Below are 14,482 nucleotides of genomic sequence, written 5' to 3'. Positions count from 1 at the left end.
GTTTGAATTCACTTTTTTAGAGGTAAAAAATACAGGGAGGTGAATGTGATGGTTCATTTAATTTGGGTGCTTATTATTGGTGCAGTTATTGGTATTATTGCAGGCGTTTTGACAAGTCGGAAAATGCCGCTAGGGTGGATTGGAAATATTTTAGCCGGTTTAATTGGTTCTTGGCTTGGAGAAAAGCTTTTAGGAAGTTGGGGGCCACATGTAGCTGGAATGGCAATTTTCCCTTCAATCATCGGTGCTATTATTTTGGTAGCTATCGTATCATTTTTTATCGGAACACAAAAAAGGGAATAGCACCTGTTCGATACAAATTATTTGAAGCTGTACCAAAATGGGTACAGCTTTTTCTATATTTAGAAGTCAAATCGAGTAGTATTTTATGCTAAAATAGAAGCAAATACTATTTTTGGAGGCACTACCTTCAAGAGGAAGCAGTGAGGTTACAGATGATTAAACTAGTAGCAGTGGATATGGATGGAACTTTTTTGGATGATCAGAAACATTATGATAAAGACAGATTTGCCAAGATATTTGGCGAAATGCAAAAAAAGCAAGCTGAGTTTGTTGTTGCAAGTGGAAATCAGTATGTTCAGCTTGTGCAATTTTTTGAACCTATCAAAGAAAAAATCACCTTTATTTCAGATAATGGCGCTATGGTCACAAAACATGGAGAAGAAATTTTTTCAAGCTCGTTTGAAAAAACAGATGTAAAGAAAATTTTAGAAGTGTTAAGTTTTAAAACGAATTTTCGAGTTGTTGTATGCGGCAAAAAAGGGGCTTATATTCTGGATACCGTGCCAGATGATTTTATCAAAACGATTGAGTTCTATTGTCCAGTAATGTTTAAGGTTGAAAATTATGACCAAATTGATGATGAAGTATTGAAAATCGCTCTTTCTTGTTCTGAAGAAGAGACCGAATATCTTTTGGAAGAGCTACATGGTGAAATTAGTCACATTGCAATCCCAGTGAGCAGTGGTCATGGTAGCATCGATTTAATTCAGCCAAACATGCATAAAGGAAATGCCATCCAGTTTGTGCTGGACTATTTTGACTTTACGCAGGAAGAAGCTGCTGCATTTGGAGACGGTGGGAATGATGTAGAGATGTTGAAACTTGTTGGAACGAGCTTTGCAATGAGTAACGCACCAGATGCTGTAAAGCAGGTAGCTAAACATGTTGCGCCAAGTAATAATGAAGCAGGTGTTCTTGCTCAAATGGAAAAAATCTTTTTTTAAGTTTAGCCTTGCCAAAAGCATATTTTTAAATTGACGCAGCCATTTTCTTTGAAGGGAACTTGTTCTTTTTTGAGCAGCCGAATTTGATCATCCCAACCGGGGACAGTCCGTCCTGATGAATTCACAACACGGTGACAAGGCATGTCAAGCGAGCGATCTGTATGCTTTAAAACGTTACCGACTAATCGAGCATTTTTAGGATGACCAGTCATATAAGCAATTTGCCCGTAAGTGGTTACTTTTCCTTCGGGAATTTGCAAAATGATATCGTAAACAGCTTGAATAAATTCTGGTTTTGCCAAATCAATCGACTCCTTTTGATTTTAAGTATAGCAAAACCTCGTTATTTTTGGAAAAAATGGAGGAGAAACTTTTGGATTTTACTTATGCTAAAATAAAAAAATTGGCGATTCATTTCGTTGGAAACCAGGCACAAGAAGAGGGCTATGAAGTTGCACAAAATATATTGACTGACTTTCCTGAAGACCTAAACGTGACATTGCTCAACATTTTTCTTGAAAATTTCAAAACAGATGATTATTTTCATTTTGCTCATGAAACCAGTTTAGATTTTAATGAAGTGTATACATATAGTCAAAATATATTCGCTGACCCGAGTCACTTTTTAGAAGACACACTCAATATTTTAAAGCACCTTTACAGTGTTTCTACACATCCCAATATTAAGAGTGGAGATTTATGGATTTTCGAAATTGAAGGCTTGGTGATTGATGGGGAGATGTGTAGCGGATTAGGTATTTTTAAAGTAGAAAATAAAGAAGTTTATTTAAAAAATAATTTTAACGGGAAAGAATTTGCCATTAGTTATGAGAAAGGGATTACAGGGGCTGATCTTGATAAAGGGTGCTTAATTTTAAATGCTGAAGCTGAAAAAGGCGGAAAAGTCCTCGTTTTGAGCAAGTTAACAAAAAATGATTCGATTTATTGGAAAGATCGATTTTTAAGTGTTGAGCGAACAGCAGATAATAAATTTCTAACGGAAAACTTTGTTGAACTTTGTACCGATTATATTAAACAAAAAGAAGAATCACTTCTTGAAAAATCGGAATTTGTAAAAGCAGCCAACGAGTATTTACAAGAAGAAGAGAATATTCAAATGGATTCTTTTACAGAAAAAGCTTTACAAGACCCGATTAAACAAGCGGAATTCAAAACGGTGGTCGAAAATTTTGAACAAGAAAATAATCTGCATTTTCCTGCAGAATTTGAAGTGGATGAGGAGCGGGCTGAAAAATTAAATAAGAAAGTCCGAAAAACGTTGAAACTTGGAAAAAATATCACACTAACCATAAAAGACTTAGAGAACCTCGATGAAGCCGATTTCGTTCAAGGCTACGATAATGATCGTGGCAGAAATTACATGATTATCTATTATGATGAATAAAAGCTGCGCCAAAATGGCGCAGCTTTTATTATAACGTATGATTTTGAATGACTTCCGTTTTATACCCATCAGGATCAGTAATAAAGTAATAGTTAGGTTCGCTACCTGGAAGTCCTTTAAGGTCAGTTACAGTGTAACCTTTTTCGAGATGAAGCGCGTGAGAAGCTTTTAAATCGTCAACGCCAACAGCTAGGTGGCCGTATCCATCTCCTAATTCGTAAGGCTCTTTTTTATCGTAATTATAAGTTAGCTCTAATTCAAAGCCACCTTCAGAAAAAGCAAGATAAACAAGTGTGAATTCATATTCTGGGAAATCTTTTCTGCGAACTTCTTTTAAACCAAAAGCCGTTTCATAAAATTCAAGGGATTTTTCAAGATCTTGAACACGAATACATGTATGTAACATTTTAGTCATTTTATTTCCTCCTTTAAAACAATAACCTTCCACATCATTTTAGTATACCGCTGACAGAAAAACAAATTTCGAGAATGATTATTTCCTTTTCTAGCCTAGGGTTGTTATAATTTGTATAGAAATCCGCAGAAGTGAGGTAATTTTATGTTGAATGTTGAACATATTGTAACAGGTATTGCAGAAGAAAATACCTATGTCGTCCATGATGGGAAGTCGCTTCTTGTCATTGATCCGGGCAGTGAACCAGGACGAATTGAAGCTATGATTGAGAAGACAGGTGCAACTCCAGTTGCTATTTTGCTCACTCACACGCATTATGACCATATTGGAGCTTTGGATACGATTCGAGAAAAATATCAGATTCCTGTTTATGTCAGCCCTAAAGAAGCGGAGTGGTTAGGCAATCCTGAACTTAATTTATCTATTTCATTACCAAGCCGCGGCTTGCAGGTCATTGAAGCGAAACCCGCTGATTTTACTTTTGAATTAAAAACATATGATTTTAATGGGATGCGCTTTAAAGTTGTGGAAACGCCAGGGCACTCAATCGGGAGCGTCAGCTTTATTTTTGACGATTTTGCTATTGTTGGTGATGCACTCTTTAACGGTAGCATAGGACGTACAGACCTTTATACAGGCGATCAGGAAATGTTACTTGAAAGTATTCAGCGCGAACTTTTCACCTTGTCAGATGAGACAGTGATTTACCCGGGACATCGCGGGAAAAGCACGATTGGGCATGAAAAAGAGACAAATCCATTTTTTAATTAAGAAACGGAGGAAGGCTTAAATGACTGAAGAAGAGTTGCTTGAAAAAGGATATCGTAAATACCACGGGGAAGAAGTAGATGTTTACTTTAACACCCATATTTGTGAGCATTCAGGAAATTGTGTGCGAGGAAATGGGGAAATCTTTAATTTGGACAGAAAACCGTGGATACTCCCAGATAACGCTTCAAAAGAAGAAGTCATGCGAGTCATTGATACATGTCCGAGTGGAGCACTTCAATATATTCAGAAAGAGGGCCTAGCAAAATGATTGAATATAAAAATGATGAAAATCGTATCTACGCAGTTAATGAATCGGGGAAAGAAGTGGGCGAAATCACCTTTTCAAATGCTGGCGAAACGATGTTTATCATCGACCATACAGGTGTAATCGATGAGGCGAGAGGACAAGGCATTGCACAGGAACTTGTAAAACGTGCCGTTCAAAAAGCCAAAAATGAAAATAAAAAAGTGATTCCGCTTTGTCCGTTCGCAAAATCTGAATTCCAGAAAAAAGTGGAGTACCAAGAAGTGGAAGCGAACCGCTAATGATAAAAAAACAAATTTTTGAAGAGCGAAAAGTCTCCTGGCTTGAGCTCTTTTTTGATTTAATTTTCGTCACTGCCGTCTCATCAACCACTCACCTGCTTGTTACGATAGATCATCACCCTGAACACACGCTGTTATACTTTGGCGAATATTTGCTAATGGTGACACCGATGTTTTGGGCATGGGTGGGACAAACGATGTTTTACAACCGTTTTGGCAAGAAAATAAGCCGCCCAGAAGTTTTCATGCTTAGCCAGATGTTCTTTCTCATTTTGATGACCGCAAGTTTTGATCTAGAATTTGCAGACACATTCTATACCTTTATCATCGGCTATGCGGGTATTCGTTTGTTCACCGTTATCCAGTATTTTGTAGCAACCAAAAAACTCCATGGTGAGCAAAAACAAGTGGCCAACCTGCTAGGCTCATTGTTCCTAGTAGGCATCCTAATCTCTCTTAGCTCGATTTTCTTTAACGGTAATATCCGATTTTTCATCATGTATGCCGGCATTTTCCTAGACATTTTGTTACCGCTCCTAAACGGGAAGAAATTACAAAAAGTTCCTGTCCATTTCCCGCATTTAGCAGAGCGCTTCGGACTTTTCGTTATCATTACTTTCGGAGAAACCATTGTCGCAATAACAAGCATCCTTGCTGAAAAAGTAACAGATCCTTATACGTTACTCTATGTCTTTCTAAGCTTCGTGATTATCGCTGTTTTATGGGCATCTTACTTCCATAGTTTTGAACATATTGTTGATCAAAACAGAGCGACAAACGGTCAGCTTTTCTTATATGGCCATTATTTTATTATTATTGCTGTTATGATGCTTGCAGCGAATATTCATTTACTCTTTTTAGGGCATTTGAATAAAAGTTTACTCTTTTTGTTTTTGTATGGATCAGTCGCGTTGTTTTTTGTAGCTAAACAAATTGTTTTCGGTTTTCATAAAAAAGAAGAAATTGAATTTTCGATTTGGAAAGAGGCAGCTCTTATTGGGCTTTTAATCTGCTTTTATTTACTTAGTCAATTAACGAGCTTGCCACTTATGACGAGTTTGCTCGCTATTTTAATTTGTGCTTTATTTGATTTAACAATTCGTTTCCAGTCCAGCAAGCCTGTTAGAAAAAGAAGCTGAAATCATCTGATTTCAGCTTCTTTTTTATAAGCCATCGAAAGATAGCCGAGGCTTTTTTACTTTCCTCTTGACAAAAAAGTTTCCCTGATGCAAAATAAGAGTAGTTAAAAGAGAAAGAAGGATTGGCTATGGAGCAAGAAGAACTTACACTCAACAAAAAAACAAAAAAAGAAGCATGGGTTTCAAAAACACATAATGTGAGCTTAGAAGAAGTAAATAGCTCCATTGCAATTCCCAAAAATGCCGGCTTCTTTAGAAAATTACTTGCTTTTATGGGACCTGGTTCCCTTGTAGCAGTTGGATACGTCGATCCTGGTAACTGGGCAACATCGATTGCTGGGGGAGCACGTTTTGGGTACACCCTTTTGAGTGTTATATTACTTTCAAATTTAATTGCGATGTTTTTGCAGTCGCTTTCTGCTAAACTTGGGATTGCAACGGGGAAAGACTTAGCTCAAGCTACTCGAGCTTCTGTTGGAAAAAAGGCGTCTTTTGTTTTATGGATATTAACTGAATTAGCAATTATTGCTACTGACATTGCAGAAGTCATTGGTTCAGCAATTGCACTGAATCTGTTGTTCGGGATACCGCTTCTCGGCGGGGTGGCGATTACGACATTAGACGTGCTACTTTTATTGATGCTACAAAGGAAGGGATTCCGAATCATTGAATCGATTGTTATCGTCTTAATGGCAACTATTTTTGTAATCTTTGCCTTTGAAATGGTCGCTTCACATCCACAAATGGGGCCTTTACTAGAAGGCTATCTGCCACATGCCGAAGTCGTTACAAACCCTGCTATGCTTTTTATTGCTCTTGGGATTTTAGGGGCAACAGTTATGCCTCATAATCTATATTTACACTCGTCACTCGTACAAACAAGAAAGTATGATCGGACTGCGGAAGGAAAACGTGAAGCTGTTCGATTTGCTAAGATCGATTCCACGTTTTCATTAACGATTGCTTTTATTATTAATTCCATGATTTTAATCCTTGGTGCAGCAGCTTTTCATGGTACTGGGCTTGCGGTGTCTGAAATTGAAGGAGCTTATAAGCTTTTGGGACCTACTCTTGGTGTTGGCCTCGCTAGTACACTTTTTGCCGTTGCTCTCCTTGCATCTGGACAAAATTCAACGATCACGGGAACGCTTAGCGGCCAAATTGTTATGGAAGGATTTATTCATCTACGGATTAAACCATGGCTCAGGCGGGTTATTACGAGACTCCTTGCGGTTATTCCTGTTTTCATTGTGACGCTGATTTCTGGTGCTAAAGGAACAGGATCGCTTCTCTTGTGGAGCCAAGTTATTCTTAGCTTGCAATTACCATTTGCTGTAGTCCCACTCGTTCTTTTCACGAGTAGCAAGAAAAAGATGGGAGAATTTGCCAATTCGATTCCCGTCCAAATTATTGCTTGGATTGTCACAGCGGTTATTGTGGCATTAAATATTTTCCTATTAGGTTATATCTTTATTACAGGTCAAGACTTAGGATAAAAGAAAAAGAGATAGAAAAACACATAAACTGATTGAAGGGGTCTTCATGAGGTTTGTGTGTTTTTTATTTGCGATTTTTTTGTTTAAAAAAAATTAATTTTTAAAAACAGCGCTTTCAAGTCGAGAAATATGCGAAGTAAATCGTTTTCAAATAAATAAATTATGACTTGATAAATTATTGGAGAGAGGTATAATGTATTTAATCGTGCGCTTTTTAACAGTTTGCAACTTGATTTGCTTTTAAATTTCACAGCATAGAAAGTTTTGCGTGGTTCAAAAGAAGCGTTTCGTATATTTTTGTGAAATTTGTAGCAAATGGAGGAGTTTGGATGGATTACACGCTTATGACGCGGCTACTCGCTGAATTTTTTGGTACAGCACTTTTAATTATTTTGGGGAACGGTGCAGTAGCTAACGTTGATCTTAAAGGAACGAAAGGATTTGGAAGTGACTGGATGCTAATCGCAGTTGGTTACGGCTGTGGGGTTATGATTCCAGCCATGATGTTTGGTGGAATTAGCGGGAACCACATTAATCCAGCATTTACAATTGGACTTGCTGTAGCAGGGCTTTTCCCTTGGGGAGAAGTTGTTCCTTATATCATTGCCCAGTTTGCAGGTGCAATGGTTGGCCAATTAATTGTAGTTGCTTGTTACAAACCTTATTATGACCGGACAACGACACCGGATCATATTCTTGGAACTTTTTCAACAATCAATGCTGTTCGAAGCAAAACAAATGGTTTCGTTAATGAATTTGTAGGTTCTTTTGTTTTATTCTTTGGTGCTCTAGGCATCACCAAGGCACCGTTTTTCGCAGATAATTTAGGAACGGCACATTTAGCTTTAGGTTTCTTAGTTTGGACGCTAGTGGCTTCACTAGGTGGACCGACTGGACCAGGACTTAACCCAGCACGTGACCTTGGACCGCGTATTTTACATGCCCTTCTTCCGCTAAAACATAAAGGAAGTTCGGAGTGGAACTACGCATGGATTCCTGTTGCTGCCCCAATCCTTGCAGCTATCTTAGCCATCTTACTTTATAAAGTCGTTTTCCTATAATCAAAAGTTAAAGCTGATGAAATGAATTTTTCATCAGCTTTTTTGTTGTTTGCAGATAAAGAGAATTTTTGGTTGTGAATGATTGTATAAGCATATATTTTGTAAACGTTTACATATATTTGTATACTCAAATTGTAGTATTTATAATAAAAAAAGGGGGAAGTTTAAATGGGGCGTTTAGATGGTAAGGTAGCATTAATTACAGGAGCAGCACGTGGACAAGGAGCAACCGAAGCAGAATTATTTGCAAAAGAAGGTGCCAAAGTCATTATTACAGATTTGCAAGAAGAAGGGATTAATGAGCTTGCAAATAAAATTAAGGGAAATGGTGGAACCGTATTAGCGCTGAAACAAGACGTTTCAAGTGAGGAAGATTGGCAAAAAACGGTGGACGAAGGAATTAAGGCATTTGGAAAAATTGATATTCTAGTAAACAACGCCGGAATCCTGAGTTTTAAAACTGTAACAGAAATTAGTAAAGCAGAATTTGAAAAGATTTTGTCTATTAATACTACAGGAACATTTCTGGGAATGAAATACGTTATTCCAAATATGCAAGAAAATGGTGGGGGATCTATTGTGAATATTTCCTCTTTAGCCGGCATTTATGGTGTTGGTGGAGCTGCTTATAACGCTAGTAAAGGAGCTGTACGTACGCTAACTAAGAACGCAGCACTTACGTACGGTAAAGAATCTATCCGAGTTAATTCTGTACATCCTGGAACGATTGATACACCAATGCTTAAAGATGTGCTACAAACAGAGGAAAGTAGAGAACACGCGGCATCAACAGGTGCGCTTCCGTATATTGGCCAGCCAATTGATGTCGCTTACTGCGTTTTGTTCTTAGCATCTGATGAGGCACGCTTCATCACTGGCGGAGAGTACTTAATAGACGGTGGAGCACTTACGATGTAAGATGATAGTTATGCTGAAAAACTTCTTGGAGGAAATCCAAGAAGTTTTTTTGTGTTTTAAATAGCAACAAAAGAAAGGATGAAAAACAAAGAAAAATGGAAACTTATACATAAAAAGCAATTTAGTAACAAATTTTTAACAAAAATCACAATAAATATGTTTATTTACAACTTAAAAAACATTTATAAGTGATATTTTAAAAAAAGAGGTGGAAATATGTACAGAAAAGAAATAAAAAAAGAGGTAACTATTGAAGATATCATTCAAGAGTTAGAGCAGAATTCACTGAATCGAGAACAGGTGCAACGTAAGGAGTATCACAAAAATGAACAAATCGCGGAAGACTATGGACGCGTTATTCTTTTGAAGCAAGGTTATATTGTGAAATTTATGCATGTGAAAAAGCAAGAAAGGGCTATTGGTTTTTATGCAGGAGAGGCTCTAGTTGATTTTGACAGAGTGTTTGTTTCAAAAGAAGAAAATCAATTTGTACTTAAAGCGCTCGATAAATGTGAACTTATTTCAGTTGAAAAACAATATTTTTTGGACTATCTATCAATTCGTCCCGTCTTTACAGAATTCATTTTAAAAAAATTGACCGGACAATTACATCAGTTTGTTGTGAAGATGGGGATAAACGGAAAATACCAAAGAGACCGTGTTTTAATTGGTTTAATTAATGCTGCTTATTCGCTGGGTGCTGAAAGAGAAGAAGACTTTTACCAATTTCCAACGGTGATCAATCATTATTTTCTTGCAGATTATTGTGATCTCGATGCTACAGCATTCTCAAAAATTTGTAAAAGGCTAGTAGACGAACGATTAATTTTCTTGAAGAAACGACAAATTGTCATTCATCTCAGGAAGCTAAGACAAGCTGTAAAGGAAAGTCAGGGGATTTACTTATAGTAGTTGATGCTTTGAGGGGGTGATAAAGGATTAGACATAAGCAAACTAGAAAGCGAATTGAGACAGGGTGGATTGCATATAAGAAAAGGAGGAAAAAATGAATTACATGAAAAAGTTTTTACACCAAATTTCCAAGCATACATTGATGACAACTATGCTTACGTTTGCTTTAGTAATGAGTCCTGCAGGAGTTACATTAGCGGCAGAAACCCCCAATTCAAAATCAGTTTCTAAGACTGTGAGTGAACAAGCAGGGAAAGAAAATAACACAATTGATCCAGCCTTTGATATTGCACATGGCTGGGATGTACTAGAGTATACGGATGATATGGATATTCCGGTTACAAGTACATTCTTAGAAGGGCGAAAAACGCAGATGCCGAATGGCGATCAGTATAATACGGCTTATATTAATTTCGCTAATATTGGGAACTCTCTTTTCAAAGCGCAAAGAGTCTTTAATTTAGAAAAGGGAAAAACGTATAATTTCACTTGGTACTATCAAGCCCATGTGCTTGGAGGTTCTCAAGCTTCAATCAGTTTTAATGGAGATGTGAAGACTGCCACTCCTATCGACACTAACAATATGGATGATTTATTGCCTAAACCGTATAAAAAAACGATTGTAGCTAAGGAAGATCAGGATTATACGGTGACGTTAGAATATAATGCGCCGAAATATAGCAATGTATTAATGTCTGTGGGCTATAAAATAGGGGATCCTAACCATGGTGTGGATATTGAAGAAGAAGCGCCGGTTCAAAAAGAGAAAGGAAAAGTAATTGTTCAGTATGTAGACCAGGCAGGTAAGTCCATTAAGGCTTCAACTGAAATTTCAGGAGATGTTGGTGATCGATATACAGTTAAAGTACCACGAATTCCGGGTTATCTCCTACAAGAAACAAGCGATAACGTTATGGGAACTTTCCAAAGCTCTAGTCAAACGGTTACATTGACATATGAAAAAATTCCAGCCGTGGAAAATGGTAAAGTAGTCGTGAATTTTGTGGACGAAAATGGGAAAGCATTAACAGATTCGCCAGAAATCTTAACGGGAGAAGTTGGGAGTTCTTATGCAGCAAAACCAAAAAGTTTTCCAGGTTATCAACTAAAGAAATTACCAGACAATCAAGCCGGAAAATTCTCTAATCAACCAGAAGAAGTCACTTTCACGTACGAAAAAATTCCAGCCGTGGAAAATGGTAAAGTAGTCGTGAATTTCGTGGATGAAAATGGGAAAGCATTAACAGATTCACCAGAAATCTTAACGGGAGAAGTTGGAAGTTCTTATGCAGCAAAACCAAAAAGTTTTCCAGGTTATCAACTAAAGAAATTACCAGACAATCAAGCCGGAAAATTCTCTAATCAACCAGAAGAAGTCACTTTCACGTACGAAAAAATGCCAGCAGTAGAAAATGGCAAAGTAGTTGTGAATTTCGTGGACGAAAATGGGAAAGCATTAACAGATTCACCAGAAATCTTAACGGGAGAAGTTGGAAGTTCTTATGCAGCAAAACCGAAAAGTTTTCCAGGCTATCAACTAAAGAAATTACCAGATAATCAAGCCGGAAAATTCTCTAATAAGACAGGAGAAGTCACTTTCATTTATCGTGAGATAAAAACAAGTGGACAAGGTTCCAGCCATTCATCTAACGAACCTCCTACAGGATCTAACAGTGGTAAGGAAGAAAATGCTAATAATGAAAATGGACAAGTTCCGAATTCAGAAAAGCCTGCTGTCCCATCAAATGGAGAAAATGGCAGTCATTCAAATCATGCTAATTCTGAACAAGTAGGTTCTTCTATAATCGATTCTGGCGCGGTGACAATACCTGTTAAAAAAGAATGGGTTCCACAAATGAAGGCCTCCAATCAGCCTGCCATTCCGCTAGCTTCTGATATTAGTAGTGCAAAAAAGACATTTAACGCCAAAAATTTAGGACAAAATCGGTCTAATCAGTTAGAAAAAAATACTGAACTACCAGTTACAGGAGATAATTCTCCAGTGGCTAGTGGCTTACTAGGATTGATGCTTATTCTTGGTAGTATATGTCGTTTGAAAAAGTAAGATAGAGAAGACGGAGGTTTAGTAGATGAAAAAAACAAAATTAGGCAAGGCTATGAAGTTTGTTGCTGCAGGAGTGTTAGCATCTACAGTGTTTACAAATATTCCAATTGCAGAAAAAATTAGTAAAGCACAAAACAATTCAAAGGCTACTCAGTTAAGTACAACAAAAGCAAATGTTGCAACAAATGCATTTGATATTTCAACTGGATGGAGTGTGCTAAAATATTCTAGTGACTTAAATGTTCCAGTTCAAAATACATTCTTACAAGGACGAAAAATACAGATGCCAGATGGCGATCAGTATAATACGGCTTATATTAATTTTGCTAATATTGGGAATTCTATCTTCAAAGCGCAAAGAGTCTTTAAGTTAGAAAAGGGAAAAACGTATAACTTCACTTGGTACTATCAAGTCCATGTGCTTGGAGGTTCTCAAGCTTCAATCAGTTTTAATGGAGATGTGAAGACCGCCACCCCTATCGACACTAACAATATGGACGATTTATTACCCAAACCGTATAAAAAAACGATTGTAGCTAAGGAAGATCAAAATTATACGGTGACATTAGAATATAATGCGCCGAAATATAGTAATGTATTAATGTCTGTGGGTTATAAAATAGGGGATCCTAACAATGGGGTAATCACAGAAGAAGTTCCAGCGCCTAAGCTAAGCACACTTGAAGCTGGTCAAAGACAAGTTCAAGGTACAGGTGTAGCGGGAAATCGTGTGGTTATAAAAGATGGTTCTGGTCAAGAAATAGGTTCTGGAATTGTTGGGCAAGATGGTCGATTTTTGATTGGCTTAAACCGATCTCTTATTTATGATGAAACTATTACAGCCGTTCAAATTGATTCAAGTGGGATGGCTAGTACGCCTGTTTCTGCAAAGGTTGAAGATCATGTAGCTCCTGAGAAACCAGTTGTTAAAAATATTGAAGTGAGTGAACAAATTGTAAAAGGCTCTGCTGAAATGGGTAGTAAGATTGAAGTTACAGATGAAAAAGGAGATTTAGTGGGTGAAGGTATTGCGAATGGAGTCGATGTAGGAAATGGACAAAGCCAATTTTCTATTCATCTGACCCAACCTGCTAATATTGGAGATAAACTTACGGTTAAAGCAGTAGATGAAGCAGGGAATGAAAGTCCTACTACGACTGTTTTGGTTGTTGATACAGTTAAGCCAGGTGTTCCAGTGGTAAATCCGCTCGATGATACAATGAAACAAATTTCAGGTAAAGGAAGTAAAGTAGGAAGTCAAATCATTGTATCTATTAATGACCAAGTTCTCTATGGAAAAGTAGGGCCAGATAAACAATTTACGATTAATCTGAACCATCCTATTCCTGGTGGAACAAAGGTCAAAGTAGTAGAAGTGGATACACAAAATAATCGAAGTGAGCCAGCGATTGTAACTGTTAAAGGAACTGTAAAGACAAAGATTCCTAAAATCAATGAGGTAGGAGATTCGAGCAAGACGGTCACAGGAACGGCTGAACCTAATTCACAAATTAAAGTGGTACTTGGTCAAGACTTGTATACAACTAAAGCAGATAGTAATGGGGACTTTGTTGTAAACTTAAATACTACTTATCCAAAAAATACAGAAGGAAATGTCAGGGCAACGGGTCAATCTGGAATTGAAAGTGATCCAGTTAAAATTGTAGTAGAAGATACAACAGCTCCTGGAGCACCAGCCCTCAATACAGTTTTAAAAACTAGCACAACGATTAGTGGATCAACGGAGCCGTTTGCTGTAGTTCGAGTTTCTTTAGGGTTGCCAAATGGAAACACTGCTTCATATGTTAAAAAAGCAGATCAAAATGGGAATTTTACGATTGATCTAGCAAGGAATTTCCCGATGGGGACAACAATTACGGCTACTGCTACAGACGAATCTAATAATGTGAGCCCAGTATTTCAATCGATGGTTATGGATTCACAGAAATTAACGATGTCGCTAAGTCCTGTCACTAGCCAAGATCAACAAGCAATAGGTAATGTTTCACGTCCAAATGTAGATGTTACAGTCAAAGTTGGGGATCGTCTTTTTAAGACAAAATCGGATGCAAACGGTAGTTTTGTTGTGGATATTGAAAGAAGATATCCAATTGGGACACCTGTTTCAGCATATGTAACTTCAATGGGTGAAAATGCTGAAATAGTTAATCAATTTGTTGAACCACGTCTTCCCACTTTTGAAACAGGTAAGATACCAGCAGTAGGAGATCAAATGATTGTGATTAATGCTGATCCAGATAGTTTAGTAACCATGACTATCCAGTCTCAACATGGAGGCTCAGACGTATTACAACAAATGGCGGATTCAAATGGTCAAGCAATATTCAGACTTAAAAAACCAATTGCTTCTTTTGATACTTTAGACTGCTATTCAGAAGTTGATGGGGTAAAGAGTCACGTAAGTTCAGTTATTATTTTTTAAGAATAGTGGGGCATCATGAAGTGCCCCATTATTTTATACAAACAAGAAGGTAAAATGAAGGGTT

At 37.4% G+C, this 14,482-nt stretch carries 15 protein-coding genes; 13 read left to right on the top strand and 2 right to left on the bottom strand.

From position 1 onward, the window contains the following. Positions 1 to 48: 48 nt before the first annotated feature. Both HB912_RS06455 and HB912_RS06450 read left to right on the top strand, forming a co-directional pair. A complete protein-coding gene (locus tag HB912_RS06455) occupies positions 49 to 303 on the top strand; it encodes a GlsB/YeaQ/YmgE family stress response membrane protein (protein WP_185373109.1) in 255 nt (84 codons plus the stop codon). A gap of 152 nt (positions 304 to 455) precedes the next feature. Then, on the top strand, positions 456 to 1,247 hold the full coding sequence (locus HB912_RS06450; protein WP_185373107.1) for a Cof-type HAD-IIB family hydrolase: 792 nt from the start codon (positions 456 to 458) through the stop codon (positions 1,245 to 1,247). 2 nt (positions 1,248 to 1,249) lie between these two features. On the opposite strand, the gene HB912_RS06445 is transcribed toward HB912_RS06450, so the two are convergent. Next, positions 1,250 to 1,549 (bottom strand): MGMT family protein, encoded by a 300-nt coding sequence (locus tag HB912_RS06445; RefSeq protein WP_185373105.1) that lies wholly within the window; start codon positions 1,547 to 1,549, stop codon positions 1,250 to 1,252. Positions 1,550 to 1,605: 56 nt separating this feature from the next. On the opposite strand from HB912_RS06445, the gene HB912_RS06440 reads away from it, so the two are divergent. Further along, positions 1,606 to 2,652: a nucleoid-associated protein gene (locus tag HB912_RS06440; RefSeq protein WP_185373103.1), complete on the top strand. Its 1,047-nt coding sequence runs from the start codon at positions 1,606 to 1,608 to the stop codon at positions 2,650 to 2,652. A 28-nt stretch (positions 2,653 to 2,680) separates the two neighbouring features. Here HB912_RS06440 and gloA read toward each other — a convergent pair whose 3' ends face one another. Further along, positions 2,681 to 3,067, bottom strand: coding sequence for a lactoylglutathione lyase (gloA, locus tag HB912_RS06435; protein ID WP_036071079.1), 387 nt, complete (start codon positions 3,065 to 3,067; stop codon positions 2,681 to 2,683). 144 nt (positions 3,068 to 3,211) lie between these two features. Here gloA and HB912_RS06430 point away from each other — a divergent pair, with 144 nt between their 5' ends. The 10 genes from HB912_RS06430 (at position 3,212) to HB912_RS06385 (ending at position 14,418) form a co-directional block, all read left to right on the top strand. Continuing rightward, positions 3,212 to 3,838, top strand: coding sequence for an MBL fold metallo-hydrolase (locus tag HB912_RS06430; RefSeq protein ID WP_185373102.1), 627 nt, complete (start codon positions 3,212 to 3,214; stop codon positions 3,836 to 3,838). 19 nt (positions 3,839 to 3,857) lie between these two features. Further along, the gene (locus HB912_RS06425; RefSeq protein ID WP_185373100.1) at positions 3,858 to 4,106 is read left to right on the top strand and encodes a (4Fe-4S)-binding protein; all 249 of its coding nucleotides are present in this window, start codon (positions 3,858 to 3,860) and stop codon (positions 4,104 to 4,106) included. After that, entirely contained in the window at positions 4,106 to 4,384 is a 279-nt protein-coding gene (locus HB912_RS06420; protein ID WP_036071337.1) for a GNAT family N-acetyltransferase, read from the top strand. The genes HB912_RS06425 and HB912_RS06420 overlap by 1 nt, the downstream gene beginning before the upstream one ends. Further along, positions 4,384 to 5,523 (top strand): low temperature requirement protein A, encoded by a 1,140-nt coding sequence (locus HB912_RS06415; protein WP_185373098.1) that lies wholly within the window; start codon positions 4,384 to 4,386, stop codon positions 5,521 to 5,523. The genes HB912_RS06420 and HB912_RS06415 overlap by 1 nt, the downstream gene beginning before the upstream one ends. 128 nt (positions 5,524 to 5,651) lie before the next feature. After that, positions 5,652 to 7,019: an Nramp family divalent metal transporter gene (locus HB912_RS06410; RefSeq protein ID WP_185373096.1), complete on the top strand. Its 1,368-nt coding sequence runs from the start codon at positions 5,652 to 5,654 to the stop codon at positions 7,017 to 7,019. A gap of 329 nt (positions 7,020 to 7,348) precedes the next feature. Further along, positions 7,349 to 8,080 (top strand): MIP/aquaporin family protein, encoded by a 732-nt coding sequence (locus tag HB912_RS06405; protein ID WP_036071070.1) that lies wholly within the window; start codon positions 7,349 to 7,351, stop codon positions 8,078 to 8,080. A gap of 168 nt (positions 8,081 to 8,248) precedes the next feature. Beyond that, on the top strand, positions 8,249 to 8,998 hold the full coding sequence (locus HB912_RS06400) for an SDR family NAD(P)-dependent oxidoreductase (protein ID WP_036071068.1): 750 nt from the start codon (positions 8,249 to 8,251) through the stop codon (positions 8,996 to 8,998). 216 nt (positions 8,999 to 9,214) lie between these two features. Then, complete coding sequence (locus tag HB912_RS06395) at positions 9,215 to 9,907, top strand: cyclic nucleotide-binding domain-containing protein (protein ID WP_185373094.1); 693 nt, start codon at positions 9,215 to 9,217, stop codon at positions 9,905 to 9,907. Between the two features lie 97 nt (positions 9,908 to 10,004). After that, positions 10,005 to 11,975: a MucBP domain-containing protein gene (locus HB912_RS06390; protein ID WP_185373092.1), complete on the top strand. Its 1,971-nt coding sequence runs from the start codon at positions 10,005 to 10,007 to the stop codon at positions 11,973 to 11,975. 25 nt (positions 11,976 to 12,000) lie between these two features. Beyond that, the gene (locus tag HB912_RS06385) at positions 12,001 to 14,418 is read left to right on the top strand and encodes an Ig-like domain-containing protein (RefSeq protein ID WP_185373090.1); all 2,418 of its coding nucleotides are present in this window, start codon (positions 12,001 to 12,003) and stop codon (positions 14,416 to 14,418) included. The last annotated feature ends 64 nt before the right edge of the window (positions 14,419 to 14,482 follow it).

The organism is Listeria aquatica (genome assembly GCF_014223975.1).
Lineage (GTDB): Bacteria > Bacillota > Bacilli > Lactobacillales > Listeriaceae > Listeria > Listeria aquatica.
Note: the sequence above shows the minus strand (reverse complement) of the source record. Positions and strands in the feature narration are given on the sequence as shown.